The organism is Corynebacterium sp. ES2730-CONJ (assembly GCF_024834055.1).
Classification (GTDB): Bacteria; Actinomycetota; Actinomycetes; order Mycobacteriales; family Mycobacteriaceae; genus Corynebacterium.
Map to the genome: position 1 here is coordinate 287,054 of NZ_JANUXZ010000001.1, position 25,324 is coordinate 312,377.

Sequence of the window (25,324 nt, forward strand, 5' to 3'; positions counted from 1 at the left end):
CGTTCTTAGAATTAATCAGACTACCCTGCCGTTTATACCTCACCCCCGCCACACGTGATCGTGCAGCACTTTTTCTACTTTTCCCACACCCGCCTTACTGCAGTGACATAAGCATCACCAGGCTAGAACTATGACACAAAACACATACGGGCATGGGAGCCCCTCCTCCGATCGGTTCCCTATTATCAGGCTCGATGGCGTCAACAAGTATTTCGATGACTTCCACGCTCTGAAAAATATCAACCTCGATATACCGCGCGGTCAAGTGGTCGTCGTCATTGGGCCATCGGGCTCGGGCAAGTCCACGCTGTGTCGCGCGATTAACAGACTAGAAACCATCGAACAAGGCACCATCTATATTGACGGTGAGCGTCTACCTGAAGAAGGAAAAGATCTCGCGCGGCTTCGCAGCGAGGTGGGCATGGTTTTCCAATCATTCAACCTTTTCCCTCATATGACCATCCGTGACAACGTCACGCTCGGCCCCATCAAGGTGCGGGGTATGCCTAAAAACACAGCTCAGGCCCTCGCCCTCGATTTGCTCGACAGGGTTGGAATTGGAAATCAAGCGAAAAAGTATCCAGCTCAACTCTCAGGTGGCCAACAGCAGCGAGTTGCTATAGCCCGTGCTCTGGCAATGCAACCCAAGGTGATGCGATTCGACGAACCGACCTCTGCTTTAGACCCTGAAATGGTTAACGAAGTTCTCGACGTGATGACAGACCTTGCCCACGAAGGTATGACTATGGTCTGCGTCACTCACGAAATGGGATTCGCACGCAAGGCTGCGCACCGAGTTCTTTTCATGGCCGACGGTGAAATCATCGAAGACAGCGATCCTCAGTCCTTCCTCGATAATCCGCAGCACGAGCGGTCTCAAGATTTCCTCGGCAAAATCCTATCCCATTAAATCCCTTTACAAATCTCTAGGAGAACCACTTATGAAAAACTCTCACTCCACCTCTATTGCTTCTATGACCACCCTCGCAATTGCCGGATTAGCTACCCTTACCAGCTGCGGTTCTACCGAGGAGTCTGGCGCAGGACTAATCGCACATATTGAAGCAGGATCAGTCACAGTAGGAACTAAATTCGATCAACCTGGACTCGGCCTCAAAGAAGCCTCGGGGGAACTCACCGGACTTGACGTTGATGTTGCCACCCATATCGTCAACCGAATCGCTGCCGATAACGGCTGGGAGGAGCCGGAAATAACATGGCGCGAGAGTCCTTCTTCGCAACGCGAAACATTGATCCAAAACGGCGAAGTCGATCTCATCGCGGCCACCTATTCGATCAACAAATCGCGCACTGAAGCTGTCAACTTTGGTGGCCCCTACCTGCTTACTCATCAGGCACTACTCGTGCGCTCAGATGATGACCAAATCACGAGGCTAGAAGATCTTGGTGCTGGCAAGATTTTATGTTCGGTATCGGGCTCCACCCCCGCCCAAAAGGTCAAGGACTCGCTTCCAGACGTGCAACTTCAAGAATATGACACCTACTCTTCATGCGTGGAGGCGCTGCGCCAGGGCAATGTCGATGCCATGACCACCGACGCCACTATTCTCAATGGCTACGCAGCTCAGGATGAAGGCGCCTTCACAGTGATCGAGATGACTAAGGACGATATGCCTTTCACTGATGAACATTATGGCATTGGTCTGGCCAAGGATGATCAAGAGGCTACTGACGCTGTTAACAAGGCACTACAAGAAATGTACGACTCCGGTGATTTTGCAGCGCTCATCACCAAAAACCTCGGTAAAAATGCCACTGGTGTCTCCACTGACGTCCCAGGAGACCTTGCCTTTATTGGTTAGATCACTCAATCAGCCCAGCTGATTTTTGAGATGCTTTCCATCGAAGATGGCAGTTTTTGCCTCTTTATTGTAGAGGTAACTATTGAGAAGGAACTATATGGATGCACTATGGGCACAACTCGGGCCAGCTATCCTTCCGGCTTTTTGGATCACCATTAAACTGACTATCCTTTCTGCACTAGGGCGCTGGCCATCGGGACCATCCTGGTATCTATGCGGGTGTCCCCGATTGGGATCCTGCGCACGCTAGCCACCCTCTATATCAATACAATAAGAAATACTCCGCTCACCCTGGTCGTGCTGCTCTGTTCCTTCGGCCTCTACCAAACCCTCTGATTGCAATTAGCCCAGCGCGACTCTACATCTTATCTCGTAGATAATAACTTCCGTCTCGCCGTGATTGGATTCACCATCTATACCTCTGCTTTCGTAGCAGAAAGCTTGCGGGCTGGGATTAATACCGTGGACTTCGGCCAGGCGGAAGCGGCGAGATCTTTGGGCCTTAATTTCCGGCAGACCTTCATCGCTATAGTATTCCCCCAAGCATTCAGAGCCGCTGTTGTCCCTCTCGGCAATACCCTTATTGCCCTGACCAAAAACACTACCGTAGCTTCGGTTATAGGAGTAGCTGAGGCATCTCTTTTGATGAAAGAGGTTATTGAGAAGAATGCCAACCAACTGTGGATCATTTTCGGATGTTTTGCTCTTGGCTTCATGATTCTTACGATCCCTATGGGGCTTATCGTAGGCCGCGTCTCGCAGAAAGTGGCGGTTAGTAAATAATGTCTACTCGTGCCACAGTTCTCTACGACACTCCGGGCGCCCGCGGCCGTCTCTTCAATCGCATCTACACCTTTGCTACCTTGGTTATGGCTCTCGCTATAGCTGGATGGATCTTCACCATCCTGGGAAGAGAGGGACAACTCGAGGCCGATAAGTGGACCCCTTTTCTTCGTGCTAATACGTGGACGACCTACCTTCTTCCTGGTCTCCTGGGTACCCTGCAGTCGGCTTTTGCATCGGTCATCCTAGCTATCGCCATCGGAGTGCTCCTTGGGCTCGGAAGATTATCGCAATGGCGAATCATCTCTGTGTGTTGCGCTGCCTTCGTGGAGTTTTTTCGCGCAATTCCCGTCCTGCTTCTGATTATCTTCGCTTATCAGCTTCTCGCGGTATACAATATCGTGTTTCCTCGTTACCTAGCTTTCACAGCGGTCGTAATCGCCCTCACCTTGTACAACGGTTCGGTCATAGCCGAATTTTGCGCTCTGGTATGAAGAATTTACCCAGGGGTCAGTACGAGGCGGCGGCTCTCGGCCTCAGTCATGGACAAACGATGAGGTCAGTTATGCTCCCTCAGGCCATTGCCGCTATGTTGCCGGCGTTGATCGCTCAGGCGGTGATCGCTATTAAAGATTCGGCGCTAGGTTATCAGATTGGTTTCGTAGAGGTAGTCAGACAGGATATTCAATCATCGGCTTTCAACCGAAATTATCTAGCCTCACTTGTCGTGGTGGCAGCCATTATGATTCTCATCAACTACACCCTCACCGTGTTCGCGGAAAGGGTGGAACGCCAATTGCGCGCCGGGCGCGCTCGGCGGAATATTTTCGCCACGGTCCCCTATCAACCCGATCCTGGAATCGATACCAAGGATTCCGTTATAGTTGATTGGCACGATCCAAACCACAAGGATCTGCGCGACCCTGGGCGATTTTAGAGTGCTTTTATAACTTACGCGCTGAGCTTAGTTCACTGATTCGCTCATCCAGCACTGATCGTCCGATGTTTAGGCTTAGAGAATCTGAGTACCCGCGCCGCGCTAATACGCCGACAATACGACGCAGAAATTTTTGGTAATCCTGGTAATCAGAGGGGGCTGTATGTACACTCCGAGCCTTTTTCTCAGCAAGAGCTAGAGCGGCGCGATACTCGTCGTTTTCGTCGATTTGAGCGAGTGCTTTTAGCCTGAGGTCCTTAACAATTCCTTTGTCGCGAAGCTCGTGGTCTAGGGCCTGTTTCGACTTACCCCTCTTCTCATGACGCTGTCGCACCCACTCAAAAGCGAAACTCTCGTCATCGAGAAGGCGCGAAGAGCGAAAATCGTGAATGACTTCCTCGATAAGTGCTTCCGCGAACTCCATATCCATCAACCGCGATCGCAGTTCCGCTTCGGAGCGTGGCCGCTGATCGAGGAGCAACAAGGCGCGCCTGCGGATTTGCTGTTTAAGTTTGTCCTTTTCCTTGTCGAATAGGGAGCTGCCATCTCCGGCGTAATTGTTAAGAGCTTTCTTCAGTTCGGCGAGTGTTTGCGCGTGCGACGTCATTGTGGAAGTTTTTTAGTCCTCGTCATCAAAATCAACATTGGGCACGAGATCTACTGGCTCATCGCTGAGTTCATCGTCAGTATCGGCATACTCGCCCACTTTAAGCTTTTGTAGGATTTTTTGCTCGATCTCATCAGCCAACTCTGGACTATTGCGGAGATTAATCCGCACTTTTTCCTTGCCCTGTCCCAGCTGATCTCCCTCGTAAGTAAACCAGGAACCGGATTTTTTAATGATGCCGTTATCAACGCCCAGATCGATCAATGAAGATTCACGAGAAATACCCTCCCCGTACATGATGTCGAATTCGGCAACCTTAAAGGGAGGCGAAACCTTATTCTTGACCACCTTCAACCGAGTCCGGTTACCAATGGCATCTTGGCCATCCTTCAGGGTTTGGATACGACGCACGTCACAGCGTACTGAAGCGTAGAATTTGAGCGCTTTTCCACCTGTAGTGGTCTCGGGAGAACCGAACATCACTCCAATTTTTTCTCGAAGCTGATTAATAAAAATCGCCGTAGTCCCTGAATTATAAAGAGCACTAGTCATTTTGCGCAGCGCCTGGCTCATCAAACGGGCTTGCAGTCCCACGTGAGAATCGCCCATCTCCCCCTCCACTTCAGCTTTTGGTGTCAAAGCAGCGACAGAGTCGATGACAATAATATCGATGGCACCGGAGCGCACTAGCATATCGGCAATCTCAAGTGCCTGCTCACCGTGATCTGGTTGCGAGACTAACAGCGCATCAGTATCAACACCGAGTTTACGCGCATATTCAGGATCTAAAGCATGCTCAGCGTCGATAAATGCCGCTATTCCGCCAGCCTTCTGCGCCTCTGCAATGGCGTGCAGAGCTACCGTGGTTTTACCGGAAGATTCTGGACCGTAAATCTCTACCACGCGCCCGCGGGGAAAACCACCGATACCAAGGGCGATATTGATTGCGGTATTGCCAGAGGATATCGCACTAATAGGTGGACGTTTCTCGTCACCCAGACGCATCACAGCACCTTTGCCAATCTCCTTTTCAATAAGAGCGAGCGCTGCATCTAGAGCTTTAGTCCGGTCGCTTCCAGCTGGCGCTTTAGATTTAGTGGTTTTCTTCGGAGCCATAGGGCATTCTTCTTTCTTGTCGGCAGTCTTAGGCGGGATGCTATAACGAACACTCCGCATTCATCTTCTATAAGACTGCTCTGTATTAGTTGCAGTTCCTTAACGATCTGTGTGTAATCATAATAAATGAGATGGTTCGAACCGTTAGTTTACAGGAACATATGTTCGAAAAGAAATCTTAGCGCTCTGTCAACTCTAAAGATCTTGACCGAGCCAGCGTTCCTCTGGAATGCGGAAATCGTGACAAAGCCCCCACCAGATTTCTCGCACTTCGGTACCCTCGGCTAGTAACTGCCGAGCAGTTTTGCCAAATTTTTCGATAACATGACTATCGACCAGCCAGGCACCTTGAGCCGAGCCGAATTCTTCATTAACCAATTGGTGAAATTCCGTCAATCGCATAGGGATAGTTTAGCCATATATTGAGCGGCTGCTTTTCTTGAACGGCGTTAAATACTATGGTTATGAATATGAATTCGTCCTCTTCACGCGCAGGCGTCCAAGATCTTGCCTATATTGCTGTATTTACAGCTCTGATCATTGTTCTAGGCTTCGTTGCCATCCCCATCGGTACAGCCGGTGTGCCTATTGTATTGCAAAACGCTGCCATAATTCTCGCTGGGCTCGTTCTTGGTCCGAAGCGCGGACTTAGCGTAGCTCTGCTTTTCTTGGGCATCGGTCTACTGAACCTCCCAATCCTAGCGGGGGGACGCACTCTTTTCGCCGCCCTCGCTGGCCCCACAGTGGGCTATCTTGTAGGTTATGTATGCGCTGCATTCGTGGCAGGTCTCATTGCCTATCGTGCCCCCAATTCAGACCGCGCACGCAGCACACTCTTCATCACTCTGGGTGGTTTCGCCGGCCTATTACTGCAGTATTTCTTCGGCGTTGTCGGGTTAATGCTGCGCGCTAACATGGATTTGACTGCTGCGGTAGTGGCTCAAGGACCGTTCATTCTTCCTGATATTGCCAAGGTTGTGTTCATCATCTTCATCGCCCTCGCAGTTCATGCTGCTTTCCCAGACCTCAAGCGTCGATAAAACAAGCATTCATTAGCGCTGCTACGGGGACAGCCCTGTGCAGCGCTTTTAACGAAAGTATCCCCATGAGCGTCATCGCATTCGAGAATGTAACCGTCAACTACGATGATCGGCTCGTGCTTAGTAATATTTCCACCGAGCTCACTGAGTCGCGCATCGGTATCATAGGGGCAAATGGCGGTGGTAAATCCACTCTAATCCGGCTGATCAACGGTCTCAGCGAAGCCTCGACCGGTACTGTCACCGTGGATGGGATCGATGTAGCCAAAAAGGGCAAAGAGATTCGCAGAAAAGTAGGTTTTGTCTTTTCGGATGCCGATAATCAGATTGTGATGCCTACTGTTGCCGAGGATCTTGCTTTTTCTCTGCGCCGCCTCAAGCTTCCCAAAAGCGACCGTCAAAAACGGGTAAAGGACATACTCGAGCAATTTGGCCTGGCTTCCCACCACGATCACTCGCCGCATCTTCTATCCGGCGGCCAAAAACAGCTCCTCGCTTTAGCTAGTGTCATGATGGTCGAACCAGATATCATAATTGCCGACGAGCCTACAACCTTGCTCGATATGCGCAATAGGCTCGAGATAAAGAAGACTTTTGCTCGTCTCCCCCAGCAACTGATCGTGGTTACCCACGACCTAGATTTCATTCGCGATTTCGATCGCGTGCTGCTCATTCATGATCATCGAATATATGCTGACGGCAAACCCGAGGACGTCATTGCGAGCTATGAGACTCTCATGCAGGAGATGACGGCATGATTCGTTCTGTTCCCCTCGGGGTTTATATCGACCGAGACACGGTCATACATCGCTTGGCTCCCATCTGGAAATTTCTCTTTCTTTTTATTTTCGTTGTGACCACAACAATCTGGGTGCATAGCGTCTATCTAGCTCTGGTTTTGGTAGGGGCGGGTCTGGCCCTTCATGCTCTCGCTAGAATCCCTCTTCAGGTGGCTTGGGGCCAACTATGGCCGGCCCTTCCTGTGCTCATCATGCTCGGTCTCTTTCAGGCGTGGCAGCTTGGGATTGCCGAGGGGGCCAGATTGGTGCTGGTTATTTTTTCGGCACTAGTGCTCGCTACGCTTTTTACTCTCACCACTCGGCTCGAGGATCTCATGGATTCTCTAGAGTTTTATCTCAGACCACTAGCTAGATATGGGATGAATGTAGATGCCATTGTGCTAGCCATCTCACTGACCTTACGTCTGATTCCGGTGATGCTGAGTACCGTCAATGAGGTCCTCGATGCTCGCAAAGCACGCGGCGCCGATTTCTCGGTCTTAGCTTTTGGAACCCCTGTGATCATCCGGGCTATTCGCCGTGCCCGCGGTATTGCTGATGCTTTGTGGGCACGAGGAGTTGGAGACTAGAAAAGGTGCCCTTGAAAGGACACCTTTTCTTCTGCAGACTATTATCTAAGATTCGTCGCGGAGTTCATCAAGACGGCGGGTCACGGGGTCGTCTCCGCTAATTGCCTTTTTCTCGCTAGTAGCCATCTCTGCGCGTATCTGCTCGAGACGAGAATGTCCAGCAAGCTGCACTCCGGCCTGCTCGATTTCGACCATGCGACCACCAACCGAGTTCTCGGCAAGCTCAGCGGTCCCCAGCGCATTGGCATAACGACGCTCGATTTTCTCGCGCACCTGATCCAAATTAGGGGTATTACGCGCGGTAATCGAATTCATCGAGGTGATGGAATCAGCCACCTTCTCCTGCATCTTCGCTTGCTCTAATTGGGAAAGCAGCTTCGTCCGCTCAGCTACCCTCTGCTGCAGGGCCATGGAGTTGCGTTCTACTGCTTTTTTCGCTGCCGTTGCTTGCTGCAGAGCTTGATCATGTAGCTGCTTAGTATCCTCTACAGATTGCTCTGCGGTTACGAGCTGGGCAGCAAAAGCCTCGGCAGCGTTTTCGTATTCCTGCGCCTTCTGATCGTCGCCAGCAGCGCGAGACTTATCTGCTAACTGCAGTGCCTGACGCGTATTAGCCTGAAGTTTTTCAATTTCAGCAAGACGCCGATTCAATTGCATTTCCAATTGACGCTGATTTCCGATCACTGCCGCAGCTTGTTGCGAGAGTTCCTGGTGCTGGCGCTGGGCATCCTCAATAGCTTGCTGAATTTGAACCTTCGGATCGGCATGCTCTTCGATTTTGCTATCGAAGAGAGCCATGAGATATTTCCAGCCTTTAGTAAACGGGTTAGCCATCGGGAATTAAGCCCCTTTCAGGAACGAGTATTAGTGATAAAGATCTGCACGTCCATCTTAGACGATCGCACGCTCTCCTACCTAGAAAGCCTTTAGACGCCAACGAGCTCCGGCTCAGCGTTACTGAGCGCCATGGACCCAGCAGCCTCAATTAAAACATCGGCAACACTGGTTCCCAGCGCATGACAGACACTAGCCAATAGTTCTGAGGACACCTCTTTGCGTCCACGCTCAAGCTCTGAGAGGTACCCGGGCGATACTCGTGATATTTCTGCGAGTTCTCGCAGCGTGACACCTCGCTCGGCGCGAAAGGCACGTAGTGCTGCACCAAGAGCTTGCCGCAGCAGCGGCTCCGAAGCCTTTGGCTTGGGCTTTTCAATAACTGCAGTATATTTCATCATCACTCAGCTAACGTTCTAGCTATCGCAGAAGTTCCCGAACTAGATTCCAGGAAAATCCTCAAGGCAGCCCTAACAGCTAAATACCGGATGGCGTCGCGGTCGCCGCAAAGATATGAAGCACTACCGAGAATCTGAGCCGCAGAATATGCGGATACCTGACCTTCTGGGGTAGCTAAACCCACCCATACTTCACCTACGGGGTGACCGTCTTGCTCATCAGGGCCTGCCACTCCGGTGAGCGCCACTGCCCAATCGCTTCCCACTACATTCCGAGCACCCTGTGCCATAGCTCGTGCGGTATGCGGACTCACCGGCCCGAAATCCTCGAGAATATGCTGCGGGACATGAGCCAACTGGTGTTTAGTATCAGTGGCATACGTTATCAGGCCCCCGCGAAATACCTGACTTGCCCCGGCAACCCCGGTAATCGTGGCTCCCAGCAGCCCCGCACTCAGTGATTCACACACACTCAACGTTTGCGAATTGGCGCGCAAACGTGCAACAACGCGGATAGCGAGGTCGGTGTTCACCCCCTAGCCTTCTTCACCGCAGCGGCGTCGATAAGATACTGCACACCCGTTAGCGCTGTTACTGCCACAGTTATATACATAAATAATGAGACAATGAAGCTCATATAGTCTGGTAGCGGAATCAAGTAGAGCGCCACCGCCACTGTCTGCAAAACCGTTTTGAATTTTCCACCCTTCGAAGCAGGGACGATGCGACCCTTGCGTAGCTCCACCATCCGCCACACCGTGATGCCAACTTCCCTGACGAGAATAATAACGGTGACCCAGATAGGGAGAGCGCCTGTAATATTAAGAGAAATAAACGCGCCCGCCATTAATGTCTTGTCAGCTATGGGATCGGCGATCTTACCAAAATCGGTGATGAGGTTACGCGAGCGAGCGATATCGCCATCTAATTTATCGGTGATCATCAGCGCCGCAAAAACCACAAAAGAGGCCCACATCCATCCAGGCCGCGTACTCTCACTGGTGAGGACCAGCCAGACGAAGAGCGGAACAACAATAATCCTTAAACTAGTAAGAATATTGGGAATATTGAGGTTACTTGGCTTGAGTTGATCGGGGCTGGGAGCATTCATATTTCCCGATTTTAGCAGCCTCTTTCAGCTCTCGAAATTGCTGGAGACTAGACTATTAAATATGACAGTTTTCGCAGTTGAATACAGCTACTCCCCTACTAGTCCAACCATTGCCGAGATCCGTCCTCAGCATCGCAGTTTTCTAGCCAAGCTCAAGGAACAAGGAATTCTCATCGGCTCAGGCCCGTATACGGATGGGAAGGGCGGTGCACTTATTATCATCCAGTTAGCAGATGGAGCCGATCTCAATCAAGCTCGAGAACTTCTCGATCATGATCCCTTCTTCACCTCAGGTGCTCTGGAGAAACGGCACTTCCATACCTGGAATCCGGTGCTCAATATCTTTGGTAGTGCTTAAATATATTTGAATAGAGAAGATATGAACGTGAGAGAGGGCCCGACGTTCACCGTCAGGCCCTCTCTCACTAGTTAGTTATGCTGGGGAGTTTTTCTTCGATTTGATCAGCGAGGCGATAATTGCCACCGCCAAAATTCCCACGATGATGAAAAGGGATGTCAGCGTATCCACTTCCACAACACTGACAGGTTCACCGCCGTTGATAAAGGGCACACTATTCTCGTGTAGCGCGTGCAAGATAAGCTTGACGCCGATAAAGGACAAGACCGCCCCTAGTCCGTAGGAGAGATAAACCAAGCGATCGAGGAGGCCGTCGAGGAGGAAGTACATCTGACGCAAGCCCAATAAAGCCAGCGCATTGGTGGTAAAGACAATATAAGGTTCAGTAGTAATTCCATAGATGGCAGGGATTGAATCGAGAGCAAACATAACATCGATCAATCCAATGGCTAAGAGCGCGACGAAAAGAGTAGTGACCGCGAATTTACCCTTCTTGTGCACGAAGAGGTGGTCACCTTCATAGCCACTCGTAACAGGCACGACTTTTCGTAACATCCGAATGACCCACATATCGTCAGGGGCAGTCTCGGGAGCATCGCGAACCTCATCCACAATGAGCTTGATCGCGGTATACAGCAAGAAGATGCCGAAGATATAGAAGACATCTGACCACAGGCTGATTAAGGCTGCGCCCGCCAGGATGAAAATCAGTCTCAGAATGAGTGCCAAGGCTATCCCGATGAGCAAGACTTTCTGCTGGTATTTGCGTGGTACCTTAAAGGATCCCAAGATCAGCGCGAAAACAAATAGGTTATCAACGCTCAGCGCTTTTTCGGTGATATAACCAGTGAAGAATTCGATTCCGTGTTGGTGGGGATTACCCGGTTCGCCCCAGGTCAGCCACAGAAAACCTCCGAAGGCAACAGCTAGTGCAACATAGAAGGCAGACCACCACGCTGCTTCTTTGAGGGTCGGTTCGTGGGGGGTGCGAACGTGGGAGTAGAAATCGAAGATAAAAAATCCGCTCACTACAGCACAGGTAATAACCCATGTTAGAAGATTGACTTCCATTAAAAAGACCTCCGGTCTCATTCGAGGACAATATTTTTCCGAATAAGCCAGAGGTCTCTCCCAGCCAGCACCAGGTACTAGCCCAACGGAACCGGATCCCTATAAAGCGTGCTTTATAAATCACGTGCTGACGATTCACGTTGTCACCGGGGTACTCCCCTCCAACGATCTACGATGCTAGCACAGCCATGCAGCGGCCTAGGATCCGCGCCCTAGAAGGCGTTGCCTGTGGGGTTGTAGGTCACAATATTTGTGTCGTCTTCCTCACGCGGCGCTTGCTCGGGATCTGCTCCTTTTAGCAGCCACAAGATTGATTCTAATTCCTCTGGTTTGGCAATAACTTCCCGAGCTTTCGATCCTTCCGAAGGGCCGACGATATCGCGCGATTCCATAAGATCCATCAGCCGGCCTGCCTTGGCAAAACCGATGCGCATCTTGCGCTGCAGCATCGAGGTGGATCCCAGCTGAGAGGTTACTACTAGCTCCACTGCTTGCAGCAGATCATCCAGATCGCCTCCGATATCTTCGTCTATATTCTTCTTCGCCTCGGCGGCTTTGTCCTCGGTTACGCCCTCAGTATATTCTGGCTCACCTTGGGATTTAGCGGCGTCGACTACTGCTTGTACTTCTTCATCGGTTACATACGCACCTTGAATTCGTTTCGCCCGGCCGCCTTGTGGGATGAACAGACCGTCGCCCATGCCGATGAGTTTTTCAGCGCCTGCCTGATCTAAAATCACACGAGAATCGGTCAGGGATGAGGTAGCAAAAGCCAGGCGGGACGGCACATTTGTCTTGATGAGCCCAGTCACCACATCTACGGAGGGTCGCTGCGTAGCAAGGACGAGGTGAATACCTGCGGCACGCGCCTTTTGGGTAATGCGCACGATGGACTCTTCGATTTCCTTCGGCGCGGTCATCATGAGATCGGCTAGCTCATCGACGATGCACACGATATAGGGATACGGTTTATATTCACGCTGTGAACCCAGTGGAGTCTGAATTTCGCCATTTTCTACTTTACGGTTGAAGTCCTTGATATGACGCACGCGAGTGGATTTCATATCCATATATCGCTGTTCCATTTCTTCGACCAACCATTGCAGTGCAGCAGCGGCTTTCTTTGGCTGGGTAATGATGGGGGTGATTAAGTGCGGAATACCTTCATAGGGCGTAAGCTCCACCATCTTCGGATCCACCAAAATCAGGCGGACTTCTTCCGGCCGCGCCCTGGTCAGCAGCGATACTAGAAGTGAATTTACAAAAGCAGACTTACCCGAACCTGTGGAACCGGCCACGAGTAGATGGGGCATCTTCTGGACCGAATGTGCCACAAATTCGCCCTCGATATCCTTGCCTAGTCCCACCAGCATCGGATCATGATCGCCATGGATGGCAGGTGCGTTGAGGACATCAGCCAGGCGAACTACTTCCCTATCCGCATTGGGGACTTCGATACCTACCAAAGATTTGCCAGGAATTGGGGTGAGCAGCCGTACGTTATCAGTGGCCACTGCATAGGCTAAATTAGACTGCAGGTTTGTGATCTTCGAAACCTTAACGCCCGGGCCCAATTCGACCTCATATCGAGTCACTGTAGGCCCTCGGCTCAGTCCCACCACATGGGCGTCCACCTTAAATTCCTCGAAGACCGCACTGATGGCCTCAATCATGCGGTCGTTAGCCGCCGAGTGCCCCTTAGGCGGCGCCCCGTTCACTAGAAGTTTGGTTGAGGGTACTTCGTAATCAGAGTGAATAATCTGTGGCGCTGAGGCGGGCTCCACGTCCTCTTCGACCGGCGCGGGGTCTGTATGCTCATCCACGGGACCTATGAGAGTTGGTCGCGAATCAGACGCGGGCGCTGCGGCCTCAGTCGGTTCTGCCATTGGTTGTGAAGCAACCACGGGTGCCGCGGACTCGGTCCGTTCTTCCGTTGGCCGGGGCAGAATAACTGTTTGCTCCGAGACCACTGGGAATTCATCGGTTTCCGATGCTTCATTGACGGGGTAGTTATCCATCGGGCCGCCCCCAAAGAGCGGCTGCGGATTATTTTCTATACGGCGCACACGTTGATACGGTGGTCGGATCTCCGCGGGCGCTGGGCGAGTTCGGCGAGCGATAGTTGTGTCTTCCTCGGCCTCGGAATATTCATCCTCATCATCCCCGTTGAGTTCGTCGTTCTGATTGCGGCGCTGCTCGACAAATTCTGTTGCGGCGTCGATGCACTCTCTGATGCTGATACCTGTGAGCTTGAGCGCGCCGTAGATGATGATGATAAATAGCAGGGGCACGGCGATAAAGCCGCTAAAGCCCTGCGCCAAAGGCCCACCGATATAAGCACCCAAGGCGCCACCGGCCAACTGGCGCTGCGACCACTTGTCAGGAAGACCGGCGAAAATATGGCATAGTCCCAACATTGATAGCACTATCAAGCCACCGCCAAGCACCATGGAACCCTTCATATTAAGGCTGGGCTGCTTCTCAAGCATGACTAATACGGCAACAACGAGAAGAATAATCGGGAGGATATACGCGCCAGCACCAACGAGAAGGTGTGCCACCGTGGAAATCCACTGCCCAATGGGACCTGCGATGCTTAACCATTCAGAAGCCCCGAGAACGATGACTAAACCAATAAGGACGAGTCCGAAGCTGTCTCGGTGAGATTCCTTCTCAGCATCACGTGTATCTTCTTCGAATTCCTGGTTCTCGTTGGGGTGGTCTTCGTCCAGAGGATAGAGGTCGTCTTCTTGACCAGCTACGGATCGTGTCAGAGTACCCACGCCGTGGGCTGCTGCTGAAAAGAGGGTGCCCAGTCCCCCACCCACCGCCTTCAGGGCGGAGCCTGTGCGTTCCTCGGATGATTCAGCCGCACGTCTGGCCGAACGAGCGTAATTGCCCGAGGCGGCAAATGCCGTTGTGCTCACTCGTCTTTCTGGTGCTCTGCGAGATGATCTGTCACCAGAACGTGAGGGGGGACGTTTAGGTCCGGCCCCTCCGCGGCTGGAGGAAGTGCTTTTGGCAGTCATGTCTTAAAGCTTAACCTCAAAAATCACACTATTCACATTTGAAACACTTTCGAACCGTATTTTCCCTCGATCAACCTCAGAGACTTGATCGATCGATTCCGTCATAATCATCGACGATATCGACATGAGCCCAATCGCGGCCGTAGAGATAGAGCAGGATTTCACCCACATCACCCCGAATCCTTGCCACCTGGTCCCCTTTAGTGGCGACCCCACGCTTGTTTTTTCCCACAAACCGTTGGAAACCGTGAGGTTCGATGACGACGGGCACACGTGAACTCCGCAACATCATCGGTGCGAGCCACTTCAGCAAAGTATACAGTTCTTTGTTTTCCGCATCGGTAAAGTTGCGGGGTGCCACCGAGTCCGGCTCCGATCCACGACGTAAATCCTCGTGGTGAACAAAGAACTCTGCAGCATTAACGAAACGATCAAGGTATCGAAACGGGCTCAAAGCACCTGGACCTTGTTCAAAGCAATCGATAAGTTCCTGGTAGTCACGGTTCGCCGCCTTTTCGGACTGTTTTTTCAAGCTACCTTCAAATCGGGAGCTCACAATACCCAAAGCGGCTGGAAACTCATTTTCACGCACCACCAGGTGAACAAGAAGATCTTTGGCGTTCCACTGGCCACACAGTGTAGGCGCCGAGGGGTCAGTATCTCGAAAAAGGGCAGCCAAGCGGGAACGTTCGGAAGATGAAAGAGTCATATATTTAGCCTACCGATCTTCTTTTGTTTTGGCATAAGCTCGACATAAAAAATCCCCGTCTGAATGAGGCGGGGATTTTTTAGTTACCAACTCGGACGCGAGCGACGCACATCCTCATCGGGTATCGGAGTGCTGTTATCTGAAGACATTGGCACCACCGTGGGCATAATCATTGGCTTACGACGCCATGTCTGCTCCACGTAGCGGGAGACTTTTCGCCGCAGTTGTTGCACCATACGATAGGGATCGTTCTCCCCTTCCGCCGCGAGATCATTCATGGTGGTGGAAACTAGATCTTTGACCTCGGGCATCATCGCTATAGCATCCTCAGAGAAGCCCTTAGCTTGCACTGTGGGGGCTTCGAGGAGACGGCCTGTGCGATTATCAATCACAGCAGTGATAGAGATAAGACCTCCCTCGCCAAGGGCCGTGCGATCATCAAGCACTTCTTGATCGATATCGCCCATGGTGACGCCATCCACATAGAGGTGCCCAATAGGGATTTGACCCGCGATCTCTACCTTGCCGTCGACCATATCGACGACCACACCGTTTTGCGCTAGTACAGTATTTTCCCGCGGCACACCTGTGGCAATGGCAAGTTCCTTGTTGGCGCGCAAGTGTCGCCATTCACCGTGTACAGGCATCGCGTGGCGTGGGCGCGCAGCGTTGTAGAGGAATAATAGCTCGCCCGAATAACCGTGGCCAGAGGTGTGTACTTTGGCATCTCGACCGGTGATCACGGTGGCTCCGATTTGAGCCAACATATTCATCACGCCAAATACAGCCTCTTCGTTACCGGGGACCAAAGAAGACGAAAAAATTATAACGTCTCCATCGCGAACAGTAACCTGGCGGTGCTCGCGACGAGCCATCCTCGACAGAGCGGCCATCGGTTCACCCTGGGTACCGGTAGTAATAAGGAGAACCTTCGATGGAGCCATTTTGCCGGCATCGTCCATGGACACAATAGTTCCACGCGGGGCCTTGAGATAGCCGAGCTTCTCGGCAATTTCCATATTACGAATCATGGAGCGGCCGTTGAATGCCACCTTACGTCCGCACTCCGCAGCGGCGTCAATTGCCGCCTGGACTCTGTCAACGTTGGACGCGAAACACGCTAGAATGACCCGCTGCTTCGCATCGGTGATGATACGTCGCAATGCAGGGGCAATATTAGATTCGGATTCAGATACACCAGGAGTGGTGGCGTTTGTGGAATCACACAGGAATAGGTCAATCCCCTCATCCCCGAGCCTCGAGAGTGCAGGCAGGTCGGTGGGCTTTCCATTGGGAGGGGTTTGATCGAGCTTAATATCGCCGGTCATCACGACCATGCCAGCTCCAGTCTTGATTGCTACACCTAAGCAATCGGGTATGGAGTGATTGACATGCCAGAAACGAATATTGAACGGTCCGCGATCGAGGTTGGAATCTTTATCTACCTCCGTGATCTTCGGGCGAATTCGATGTTCGCGACATTTTGCCATGATGAGAGCAGTCGTGAAACGCGAGGCGAATATGGGGAGATCGGGGCGCAGCTTTAGCAGCCATGGAATGGCGCCGATATGGTCCTCGTGTCCATGTGTGATCACCAGTGCTTCAACCTGGTCTAATTTGTCTTCGATGGGCGCGAAATCTGGGAGGATCAAATCAACGCCGGGTTCGCCTGATGACGGGAAAAGTACACCACAGTCGACAATAAGCAACTTATTGTTGTACTCAAAAACGGTCATATTTCGTCCGATTTCCGAAATGCCACCTAAGGCATAAATGCGCAAACCGTTCCGCTTCGGCTTACCGGGCAACGGTAGGCGACCAGTAAGATCCGCACCTTGCATTGATTTCACCACATTACGGCGACTGTCGCGCTGACCACTTTCTTGGCCATGACCCTTTTTATTTTTCTGAGGGCCGCGATTATTTCTGCCACGTCCCTGCGTGGCATTCTTGCGTTTTTCGCTTGGCGCGCCCGATGTATCAGGGCTTCCTTCGGGCGAGATGAAGGTTGGGGCGTCTGCAGTCTCTGGCGAGCCAGCTTTTCGCACAGCTCGTCGGTTGCGACTACGGGTTTCACTCATTAGTTAATACTCCAGCTATTTTCATATCGTGGCTGAGAGCTTCATATTCCTCTACTGAGGGAGCAAGGTTGGGTAGGCGGGGTTCGCCCACATCTATGCCCTGCAGCCTTAAACCAGCTTTGGCAAAGGCCACTCCACCCAAGCGCGCTTGGGCACGCACGAGTGGAGCTAATGAAGCGTTAATCTCACGAGCTTCCGCGAGATTGCCGTTGTTAAAATTTTCGTACATTTCTCGCAATTGCCGCGGAGCTAGATGCCCGATCACCGATATAAACCCGACGGCGCCTACACTCAACCAAGGAAGATTGAGAGGGTCGTCACCGGAATACCATGCCAGATTGAGCGCATCGATTAGTGCAGTCGACAGGGCGATATTTCCCTTGGCGTCCTTGACAGCCGCAACTGTTGGAAGTTCCGCTATCCGACTCAGGGTGTGCGCCTCGATCGCTACTCCCGTGCGCCCTGGTATGTCATAAACACAGATGGGGAGCTCGGTTGCTTTCGCGACTGTGGAGAAATGTTGGTAAATGCCTTCTTGACTCGGTTTGGAGTAATACGGCGTGACAATTAAAAGCCCATCTGCGCCAGCGTCGGCGCAGGCTTTTGATGCTTCCACCGTGGATCGTGTGTTATTAGTACCAGCACCAGCAATTATTCTGGCCGCTGCTCCTATTTCCTCACGGACGGCGGTGAGCAGGTCGATCTTTTCAGTAAGCGTGGTGGTCGGAGCTTCGCCGGTCGTTCCCGAGAGAACGAGCGAATCTACTCCGTTATCAACGAGGTGGCGGGCCAGCTTAGCAGCTGCGCCGAGATCAAGTTCACCATTTTCGTTAAAGGGGGTAACCATAGCAACGGAAATCGAGCCGAAATACTCGGCCCCCGTTAGCGCTACTAAACCTTTGCTCATGACCTTCAACGTTACCTTCTTTTGAGCATAAGTTTGGCATCCACCGCCCAGGGGTTGGAAATAATTCCTTAAAAGTCGCTAACAAATGGGCTTGATGCCATACGTGAACCGTCGCTTAAGGTGGTGACCTCAAAGTCTGAAAAAACCGCAGGAGCGGCACTTCTTAAGACCTCCGCACACCGCACAGCGACCTCCCGGATTTCATTATCGGCGTGCTCACTCGCGCGCATTCCGATAAAGTGGCGCCAATTGCGAAAATTGCCAGAAACAACGATTCGCGATTCCGTCGCATTGGGCAAAATAGCACGAGCAGCCTGTCGAGCCTGCTTTCTCCGCAGCAGTGCGTTGGATTCACCATCGAGTTGTTGCTCGAGCGCATCAACAAGCTCGTTGTAGACGAATCGAGTCTCATCGACGGCTTCCATAAACAGGCGTCGAAGTTCTTCGTTCCGATCAATCAATGGAGGAACGACAACCTCAGCATGCTCGGCATGGACAAATCGCTGCGACAGCTGCGAGAAACTGAAATGCCTATGGCGGGTTAATTCATGTGTAGCGGCACGAGATAAACCTCGTATATAGAGGGTCGCAGTCGGATGCTCCAACAATGCGAGGTGACCGACCTCCATGATGTGGCGGATATAGGCGGAATTATCTGCGGTGCGAGGATTCGGTTTATCAAAGGTTTCATAACAAGCACGCCCCGCAAACTCGATGAGAGCCTCCGAATCTGGGGTTTCTGGGGGAGTATCCCACTCGATATCTGAGGGTGCATAGAAGGAACTACACGCAATTAACTCGACGCGTAAGTGGGCAGTCTTAGCCATTGCTACCAATACCCAGGTAGTGCTCGAGGCCTACGGTTAGACCCGGGTGCTTCCCAATCTGTTGGATGCCCTCATAGACTCCTGGCCAAAAAGAAGACCGATCATAAGAATCCTGGCGAATAGTCAGGGACTGTCCTTGGGTGCCAAAGATAACCTCTTCGTGCGCAACCATGCCCGTCATTCTCACCGCATGCACTGGTACCCCATCGACGAGCGCCCCCCGTGCTCCTTCCAGGCTTTGCTCTGTCGCATCTGGCATCGCTTCCATTCCAGCGGCAGCGCGCGCCTGAGCGATCATTTCCGCAGTATGAATAGCAGTTCCTGACGGGGCATCGAGTTTTTTAGGATGGTGATATTCCACGACTTCGGCGGATTCGAAAAAACGCGCCGCTATCCTAGCAAAATGCATGGTCAGCACAGCTGAGATGGCAAAGTTAGGGGCGATGAGGCAGTGAGCCTTGCCCTCATCACACCACCTGTGCACCTGGTCGAGGCGCTCCTGGGTAAAACCAGTAGTCCCGACCACACAGTGAATGCCATGACGTAGGCAAAATTCGAGATTGTCCATCACCGATGACGGTGTGGTGAAGTCCACAATGACTTCGGTTCCTGTCTGAACTAATTGTGCCAGGTCATCACCGCGATCAAGAGCGGCTGAGAGCTCCAGATCCTCCTGAGATTTGATGCCGTCGACGATTGCTTGTCCGACGCGTCCGTGTGCGCCCAGCACACCCACTTTGATTGTCATGAAAACCTCTTTCTCGCGTTTGCTGTCTAATAGTGTAGAGCAAATGCGGAAGCGCTAAAAAGGTCCGATCCTTCTCAGAAGGATCGGACCGTAGGATCTAGTCGAGTCGACGAGCCCCGTAGCTTGGCGTTGCGAGGAGGAATTCCGGTATCGGGAACCCCTGATCCCTAGCCTTGGTGTCTATCCGGCGAGCTAACTCGGTAGCTTCGTGGGTTCGCACAAGAGCGATGGCACTTCCGCCAAAGCCTCCCCCGGTCATGCGCGCTCCGAGGGCGCCTATGGCTCGCGCTTCTTCGACAACGAGGTCGAGTTCTGGAGTAGATACCTCATAATCATCACGCAATGAAGCGTGCGACTGCCACATTAACGTGCCAAAACCAGCGATATCGTTGGCTTTGAGTCTATTGATGGCCTCAGCAGTACGGTCTATCTCCGAAACGACGTGCCTGACCCTGCGATACACCACCTCTTGCCACTGTTGTGCGCTTTGGCTAGCGGGCTGGTTCTTAGCTGCCCAGCTTGCCGCCACCTCGAAAGGATCCTCCACCTGGCGAAGTGTGGAAACTCCCGCCGCGTGGGCAACCCCATCGATAACCGCTCGCCGTGAAGCATACTGCCCATCGCCGAGGAAATGAGGGGCGTTAGTATTACAAATCAGTAGGCTTAAGCCCGCCGACTCGATATCAAAAGGAACGTGCTGACTGCTGTTATCACCGAAGTCTATTGCAAGAGCGTGTCCGGGACGCGCAAAGAGCGAAATCTTTTGATCCAGCCCGCCGGTCGAGGCTCCTACGATCTCGTTTTCCGCTCGCATGGTGGCTACGACAAGGTGCTCGCGAATCTCATCGTTGAGATTTCCTGGGTGGATTAATTCCACCGCGGCTAGGGCGGCCGAACACTCGATCGCAGCCGAACTGGATAATCCAGCTCCCACGGGCACATCGGAGACGACCGCAATATCGAAACCTTGCTCGTCAATGACTCCCGCTTGGTACGCGGCCCAAATTGAACCAACGACATAACCAGCCCAAGAAGCGGGATGTTGGGGGCCAATATCGCGAAGATCTATAGACTCGATCTCAGAATTAGGCCAATCCGAGACGACGGCGAGTTTCCGGTCATCTCTACGTGCGATCGCTACATAGCTGCGCTGACCCAGCGCGAAGGGAAGACATATACCGCCAGCATAATCTACGTGTTCCCCGATCAAATTGACTCGCCCCGGCGCGGCAACAGTGATTTCTGGGGCTCGGTTGAATGTGCGAACAAATAACTCTCGTGCCAGGCTAGCACCGGCACCGTCGCCGTGTGTCTGCATCCAACGTGGGCTATAAGACATCAATCTTCCCCTCTAAAAGATCTCGGAAGCGTTGAGCGATCCGCTCAGGTGTTGTATCGGAGATCCAAGCGCCCTGAGCTGACTCTGACCCCGCTAAGTATTTCAAGCGGTGTGGTGATCGCATAAGGGAAAATAACTGCAGGTGTAGCCTGCCGAATGTTCGATCCGCACCAACTGGCGCTTGGTTCCATCCAGCGATATAAGGAGTTTTGTCGACGCCCTCAAAGAAATGATCGAGAGCTTGTAATACGGTGAGATAGATACGAGCGAGCTCATCTTTTTCGGGATTGCTCAACTCCGCAAAGTCTGCCACGTGTCGACGCGGCATGAACATCAGTTCGACTGGCCACTTAGCTGCTGCGGGGACAAATACCACCCACTGTTTTCCCGCTACCACAATTCGTGTCCCTGCCTCTAGCTCGGCAGTGAGGTAATCATCAAAAAGATCTCGACCAGTGCGTTCTTGGTGCGCCCGGGCGCGATTGACAATCGCTTGAGCGCGGGCGGGGAGGAAGGGATAGGAATAGATCTGGCCGTGGGGATGCTGGAGAGTGACCCCGATCTCCTCTCCCCTATTTTCGAAGGGAAATACCAGTCTCACCCCCTTAATACGAGAGAGTTCAGCTGTCCGATGCGCCCACGCTTCTATCACTGTGCGCGCCCTAGTCAGGCTGAGGTCCTTAAATGATTGGGACGCTTCAGGTGTAAAACATACGACCTCGCAGCGGGCATATGCCGGCTGGCGCGGCACCAACTCGATACCGTCGACCAGGTGGGCGAAATCATCGGGAATATGCATATGGGTAGACAAAGACGGGAATCGGTTTTCAAAGACCACGACGTTGTAGTCTCGAGCAGGGATTTCGGTGGGGTGTTTACCCGGGTGCGAGGGGGCGAGGGGGTTGAGGTCCGCCGGCGGCATAAAAGTCCGATTCATGCGATGCGCGGCATACACTACCCAGTCCCCAGTGAGGGGGTCACAGCGCATCTCTGATTCGGTGGTCGCCGCGGGTAAATCGCGAGGGTCGGTAAGCTCACGCGTTTTCTCGCCGGTCGTATAGCTGGGATCGTCGTCGAAATATATCAGTTCGCGGCCGTCGGCAAGCGTTGTGCGGGTTACCCGTATATCAGTCATGAGTCTTAGTGCTCTTTGACTTCCGGTATGACCGGGTTCAGTTTTGCCCACAGGAAAAATACTGCGGCGCAGCCCACCATCGCGAGACCAACCCAGAGGTTATAACCGGCATCTTTGGGCATACCGGTGCTGGGGTCGATACCTGGGTCGATGGCGAGGTAAGCGAAAACAAGGATGACGCCATAGATGCCGATGAGGGCGCCGATTACGTTTCGGATATCAAAGGCACGCGCTTTGATTGAACGTGGATGAGCCATTGTGCTGGTCCTTTACTGTGGTTTAAGCGAAGACGATATTAAGAACGATGACCATAGCCATGCATAGGGCACCCAGTGGAACTGTGCGCTTATACCAGGCCACACCTACCTCGGCAGCATCGCTCAAGTCCTCCTTAGGGGTTACCGAGCGTACGAAGCCCACCATCTCATGATCGGCTTTAGGTACCGTAAGAGCAGAGACAGCAATGGAGATGGCGATATCGACAGCGAAAGCTAGGGATGCGGCAACAAAGGCTGTGCCCTGACCCGGAAGATTGAACAGAGCCGCCTCTGAGCCGGAGAACGTGGCTAGAACCCAGTAAATAATGGCAGAAAGAGTACCGCAGACCAGGCCCACCCAGCCGGCGGTGGGGGTCATTCGCTTCCAGAACATACCGAGTATGAAGGTGGCAAAGAGCGGAGCGTTGAAGAACCCAAAGAGAGTCTGGAGATAATCCATCACGTTGCCGAAGTTCTGCGCGATCAGGGCGGTGAAAATCGCGATTACTGTTGCGGCTACAGTAGCAAGACGACCAAAGCCTAAATAATAACTATCCTCTCGGTCTTTGACTACGTATGTTTGCCAAATATCGTAGGAGATCACGGTGTTGAACGCGGAAATATTGGCAGCCATTCCAGCCATAAATGCGGCCAAGAGACCAGCGAGAGCCACCCCGAGTAGACCGCTAGGGAGGAGATCGCGCATGAGGTACAACATGGCATCATTTGGCTTGGCACTGCCGTCCATAATGGGGGCTACTGTAGCACCGGCAATCATGCCGGGGATGACCACTATGAAGGGCACGAACATCTTGGGGAAGGCGCCGATAATCGGAGTCCGTCGCGCTGCGGACAAGGAATCTGCTGCCATGGAGCGCTGTACTTCAACGAAGTTGGTAGTCCAATAACCGAAAGACAGCACGAAGCCGAGGCCAAAAACCAGCCCAATCACGGAAATAATTGGATTATCAAAACCCGAGATATCGGTGCCAGGCCAGGTGTGGAAGTGGCTTTCCTCTGCCACTCTCTCTTTCAATCCCGACCATCCGCCAACATTGTGCAGGCCGATAATAGTCAGCGGCAGCAGCGCAGCAATGATCACGAAGAATTGCAAGACCTCGTTATAGATAGCAGCAGAAAGACCACCGAGAGTGATATAAGAGAGCACAATAACCGCGGCAATGATGAGGGTCAGCCATAGTGGCCACCCGAGCAGGGAGTTAACTACCTTTGCCAGCAGGAGCAGGTTGATACCAGCGATCAAAAGTTGGGCAACGGCAAAAGAGATAGCGTTAACAAGGTGCGCTCCGGGGCCAAAACGCCGCAGCATAAACTCGGGTACTGAGCGTACTTTCGATCCGTAGTAGAAGGGCATCATCACGATGCCGAGGAAGACCATGGCGGGGATGGCGCCGATCCAGAAATAGTGCATCGTTTGGAATCCGTACTGCACACCGTTGGCTGACATACCCACAATCTCCACGGCACCTAAGTTCGCAGAAATGAACGCGAGGCCAGTCACCCATGCGGGCAGGGAACGTCCGGAGAGAAAGAAGTCAATCGAACTTGAAACTTTTGAGCGAGCCGCCCAGCCGATTCCGAGAACGAATGCAAAATAGAGTGCCACAAGCGCATAATCGACCCATGAAGCATCAAGTTTCAGCGCAGATTCAGCCATGGGCATGGCTGCCTCCTTTAAAGAGTAGGAACGAAGGAAGGACAAAGCCGCAGCCTGGGTGGAATATTGTCAGACTGGGCGGTTTTATTAAGTTGTTGTACGTTGGTAGGCGCCTATACTCACACTGACTTTTTTCACCTCATTCGGGGCGATGGTCATAAGGTCGGTGCCGGAACGTAAAGCATCGGGCGGGCATGTCATTGGCTCCACAGCCACTGCTCGCCCTACCCCTGGGAAGCCGCAGCCACGAGCAGGGTCTGGGGTGAAAACCTGCATCCAGGAAATTGACTCGTCGCCTGTAATCCTCACTCCACGTCCGCTCCGGGGGTCGATGAGAGTTGCCTCATTAACTCCAGGCCCGAAGCAATGGTCAAAGAATACTCCTTCAAGTGGCATCCCCTCTCCTAGCATCTCGAGCTGGTGTGTCGTAACAGTGCCTTCGTTCTCCAGAGTGTGCAGTGGAGAGACAGGGCCGGCTGGGAGATTCCGGGAAGTTTCGAGTGGGAGATACGATGAAACCGAGTGAAGAGCCAATAGACTTCGATCTACCGGCGCCCCTTGGGCACATATATACGGGTGGAAACCGAACCCAAAAGGCATGGCAGTATCTGATGTATTGTGGGCCTGGAAATCTAGACTCAGGCCGGTTTCAGCTCCAAGTGACCACACCACGGTATAGGTCACTGCCCACGGCCACCCGGGATGTGGTTGATCTCGAAGGCGTAGGGTTGCGGAGTGTGGAGAGAGGCTAATAACCTCGAATTCTTGGCGACGAATAAATCCATGAATCGCATTGTGGCGGGCCGCCTCGCTGCGCTCGAGTTCAAAGGTGCGCCCAGCACATATGAAGCGCCCGTCCGCGGTCCGGTTGGGCCAGGGGGCCAAGAGTTGGTGGGCACCTAAGGGAGCTGGCTCGCCTGGGTTATAAGACTGAATGAGTGGTCGCCCGCGATAACTGAGCTCGCGCAGACCGGCGCCCCTACAGGTTATGACAGCGCGGTAGTCCGATGCCTCCAGTACGAGCTCCTGAAAATTCTTACCCATAACGGTAGCCTTTCGAGTTATTACCGCTCCACACACATGGTGATCATCATCCAAAAGTTATATTAGCTTTTAGATAAAGAGTTGTTAACGATTATCGCCATAAAAGATGAGGTCCTTTAGTTG

At 52.6% G+C, this 25,324-nt stretch carries 25 protein-coding genes and 2 pseudogenes; 8 read left to right on the forward strand and 19 right to left on the reverse strand.

Going from position 1 to position 25,324, the window contains the following annotated elements:
* Positions 1 to 181: 181 nt before the first annotated feature.
* The 4 genes and pseudogenes from NXS13_RS01330 (at position 182) to NXS13_RS01345 (ending at position 3,543) form a co-directional block, all read left to right on the forward strand.
* Positions 182 to 910: an amino acid ABC transporter ATP-binding protein gene (locus NXS13_RS01330; RefSeq protein WP_259289286.1), complete on the forward strand. Its 729-nt coding sequence runs from the start codon at positions 182 to 184 to the stop codon at positions 908 to 910.
* A gap of 31 nt (positions 911 to 941) precedes the next feature.
* Complete coding sequence (locus NXS13_RS01335; protein ID WP_259289246.1) at positions 942 to 1,823, forward strand: glutamate ABC transporter substrate-binding protein; 882 nt, start codon at positions 942 to 944, stop codon at positions 1,821 to 1,823.
* 97 nt (positions 1,824 to 1,920) lie between these two features.
* A pseudogene (locus NXS13_RS01340) lies at positions 1,921 to 2,606 on the forward strand (amino acid ABC transporter permease).
* A pseudogene (locus NXS13_RS01345) lies at positions 2,606 to 3,543 on the forward strand (amino acid ABC transporter permease). The pseudogenes NXS13_RS01340 and NXS13_RS01345 overlap by 1 nt, the downstream one beginning before the upstream one ends.
* A gap of 7 nt (positions 3,544 to 3,550) precedes the next feature.
* Here NXS13_RS01345 and NXS13_RS01350 read toward each other — a convergent pair.
* The 3 genes from NXS13_RS01350 to NXS13_RS01360 all read right to left on the reverse strand — a co-directional run bounded on the left by NXS13_RS01350 (position 3,551) and on the right by NXS13_RS01360 (position 5,668).
* Complete coding sequence (locus tag NXS13_RS01350) at positions 3,551 to 4,150, reverse strand: regulatory protein RecX (RefSeq protein ID WP_259157709.1); 600 nt, start codon at positions 4,148 to 4,150, stop codon at positions 3,551 to 3,553.
* A 12-nt stretch (positions 4,151 to 4,162) separates the two neighbouring features.
* On the reverse strand, positions 4,163 to 5,266 hold the full coding sequence (gene recA / locus NXS13_RS01355) for a recombinase RecA (RefSeq protein WP_259076434.1): 1,104 nt from the start codon (positions 5,264 to 5,266) through the stop codon (positions 4,163 to 4,165).
* A 195-nt stretch (positions 5,267 to 5,461) separates the two neighbouring features.
* A complete protein-coding gene (locus tag NXS13_RS01360) occupies positions 5,462 to 5,668 on the reverse strand; it encodes a DUF3046 domain-containing protein (protein WP_259157707.1) in 207 nt (68 codons plus the stop codon).
* A 68-nt stretch (positions 5,669 to 5,736) separates the two neighbouring features.
* Between NXS13_RS01360 and NXS13_RS01365 the strand changes: the two genes are divergently transcribed.
* The 3 genes from NXS13_RS01365 to NXS13_RS01375 all read left to right on the forward strand — a co-directional run bounded on the left by NXS13_RS01365 (position 5,737) and on the right by NXS13_RS01375 (position 7,675).
* Positions 5,737 to 6,306 carry a biotin transporter BioY gene (locus NXS13_RS01365; protein ID WP_259077090.1) on the forward strand — a complete coding sequence of 190 codons (570 nt, stop codon included), beginning with the start codon at positions 5,737 to 5,739 and terminating at the stop codon, positions 6,304 to 6,306.
* A gap of 65 nt (positions 6,307 to 6,371) precedes the next feature.
* Complete coding sequence (locus tag NXS13_RS01370) at positions 6,372 to 7,064, forward strand: energy-coupling factor ABC transporter ATP-binding protein (protein ID WP_259289247.1); 693 nt, start codon at positions 6,372 to 6,374, stop codon at positions 7,062 to 7,064.
* Entirely contained in the window at positions 7,061 to 7,675 is a 615-nt protein-coding gene (locus tag NXS13_RS01375; RefSeq protein ID WP_259076428.1) for an energy-coupling factor transporter transmembrane protein EcfT, read from the forward strand. The genes NXS13_RS01370 and NXS13_RS01375 overlap by 4 nt, the downstream gene beginning before the upstream one ends.
* A gap of 45 nt (positions 7,676 to 7,720) precedes the next feature.
* On the opposite strand, the gene NXS13_RS01380 is transcribed toward NXS13_RS01375, so the two are convergent.
* The 4 genes from NXS13_RS01380 to pgsA all read right to left on the reverse strand — a co-directional run bounded on the left by NXS13_RS01380 (position 7,721) and on the right by pgsA (position 10,018).
* Entirely contained in the window at positions 7,721 to 8,509 is a 789-nt protein-coding gene (locus NXS13_RS01380; RefSeq protein ID WP_259076426.1) for a PspA/IM30 family protein, read from the reverse strand.
* A gap of 92 nt (positions 8,510 to 8,601) precedes the next feature.
* Entirely contained in the window at positions 8,602 to 8,910 is a 309-nt protein-coding gene (locus tag NXS13_RS01385) for a helix-turn-helix domain-containing protein (protein WP_259077089.1), read from the reverse strand.
* A complete protein-coding gene (locus NXS13_RS01390) occupies positions 8,910 to 9,440 on the reverse strand; it encodes a CinA family protein (RefSeq protein WP_259157702.1) in 531 nt (176 codons plus the stop codon). The genes NXS13_RS01385 and NXS13_RS01390 overlap by 1 nt, the downstream gene beginning before the upstream one ends.
* Positions 9,437 to 10,018: a CDP-diacylglycerol--glycerol-3-phosphate 3-phosphatidyltransferase gene (pgsA, locus tag NXS13_RS01395; RefSeq protein WP_259157701.1), complete on the reverse strand. Its 582-nt coding sequence runs from the start codon at positions 10,016 to 10,018 to the stop codon at positions 9,437 to 9,439. The genes NXS13_RS01390 and pgsA overlap by 4 nt, the downstream gene beginning before the upstream one ends.
* A gap of 61 nt (positions 10,019 to 10,079) precedes the next feature.
* Here pgsA and NXS13_RS01400 point away from each other — a divergent pair, with 61 nt between their 5' ends.
* Complete coding sequence (locus NXS13_RS01400) at positions 10,080 to 10,376, forward strand: YciI family protein (RefSeq protein ID WP_259076414.1); 297 nt, start codon at positions 10,080 to 10,082, stop codon at positions 10,374 to 10,376.
* A 75-nt stretch (positions 10,377 to 10,451) separates the two neighbouring features.
* Here NXS13_RS01400 and NXS13_RS01405 read toward each other — a convergent pair whose 3' ends face one another.
* The 12 genes from NXS13_RS01405 to NXS13_RS01460 all read right to left on the reverse strand — a co-directional run bounded on the left by NXS13_RS01405 (position 10,452) and on the right by NXS13_RS01460 (position 25,201).
* Positions 10,452 to 11,447 carry a TerC family protein gene (locus tag NXS13_RS01405; protein ID WP_259076412.1) on the reverse strand — a complete coding sequence of 332 codons (996 nt, stop codon included), beginning with the start codon at positions 11,445 to 11,447 and terminating at the stop codon, positions 10,452 to 10,454.
* A 212-nt stretch (positions 11,448 to 11,659) separates the two neighbouring features.
* Positions 11,660 to 14,476 carry a DNA translocase FtsK gene (locus tag NXS13_RS01410; protein ID WP_259289248.1) on the reverse strand — a complete coding sequence of 939 codons (2,817 nt, stop codon included), beginning with the start codon at positions 14,474 to 14,476 and terminating at the stop codon, positions 11,660 to 11,662.
* 76 nt (positions 14,477 to 14,552) lie between these two features.
* Positions 14,553 to 15,185 (reverse strand): TIGR03085 family metal-binding protein, encoded by a 633-nt coding sequence (locus tag NXS13_RS01415; RefSeq protein WP_259076401.1) that lies wholly within the window; start codon positions 15,183 to 15,185, stop codon positions 14,553 to 14,555.
* A gap of 83 nt (positions 15,186 to 15,268) precedes the next feature.
* Positions 15,269 to 17,266 carry a ribonuclease J gene (locus NXS13_RS01420; protein ID WP_259076399.1) on the reverse strand — a complete coding sequence of 666 codons (1,998 nt, stop codon included), beginning with the start codon at positions 17,264 to 17,266 and terminating at the stop codon, positions 15,269 to 15,271.
* On the reverse strand, positions 17,259 to 18,173 hold the full coding sequence (gene dapA / locus NXS13_RS01425) for a 4-hydroxy-tetrahydrodipicolinate synthase (protein WP_259157698.1): 915 nt from the start codon (positions 18,171 to 18,173) through the stop codon (positions 17,259 to 17,261). The genes NXS13_RS01420 and dapA overlap by 8 nt, the downstream gene beginning before the upstream one ends.
* Before the next feature lie 68 nt (positions 18,174 to 18,241).
* Positions 18,242 to 19,000: an FAD-dependent thymidylate synthase gene (gene thyX / locus NXS13_RS01430; RefSeq protein WP_259076395.1), complete on the reverse strand. Its 759-nt coding sequence runs from the start codon at positions 18,998 to 19,000 to the stop codon at positions 18,242 to 18,244.
* Positions 18,993 to 19,748 (reverse strand): 4-hydroxy-tetrahydrodipicolinate reductase, encoded by a 756-nt coding sequence (dapB, locus tag NXS13_RS01435; protein WP_259157697.1) that lies wholly within the window; start codon positions 19,746 to 19,748, stop codon positions 18,993 to 18,995. Before dapB ends, thyX begins: the two co-directional genes overlap by 8 nt.
* 97 nt (positions 19,749 to 19,845) lie before the next feature.
* Complete coding sequence (gene galK, locus NXS13_RS01440) at positions 19,846 to 21,087, reverse strand: galactokinase (protein WP_259289249.1); 1,242 nt, start codon at positions 21,085 to 21,087, stop codon at positions 19,846 to 19,848.
* Complete coding sequence (galT, locus tag NXS13_RS01445) at positions 21,077 to 22,222, reverse strand: galactose-1-phosphate uridylyltransferase (protein ID WP_259289250.1); 1,146 nt, start codon at positions 22,220 to 22,222, stop codon at positions 21,077 to 21,079. The genes galK and galT overlap by 11 nt, the downstream gene beginning before the upstream one ends.
* A gap of 5 nt (positions 22,223 to 22,227) precedes the next feature.
* The gene (locus NXS13_RS01450; RefSeq protein WP_259157694.1) at positions 22,228 to 22,479 is read right to left on the reverse strand and encodes a cell wall anchor protein; all 252 of its coding nucleotides are present in this window, start codon (positions 22,477 to 22,479) and stop codon (positions 22,228 to 22,230) included.
* A gap of 22 nt (positions 22,480 to 22,501) precedes the next feature.
* Positions 22,502 to 24,163, reverse strand: coding sequence for a sodium:solute symporter family protein (locus NXS13_RS01455; RefSeq protein ID WP_259076385.1), 1,662 nt, complete (start codon positions 24,161 to 24,163; stop codon positions 22,502 to 22,504).
* Between the two features lie 81 nt (positions 24,164 to 24,244).
* Entirely contained in the window at positions 24,245 to 25,201 is a 957-nt protein-coding gene (locus tag NXS13_RS01460) for an aldose 1-epimerase family protein (RefSeq protein ID WP_259076383.1), read from the reverse strand.
* Positions 25,202 to 25,324: the final 123 nt, after the last annotated feature.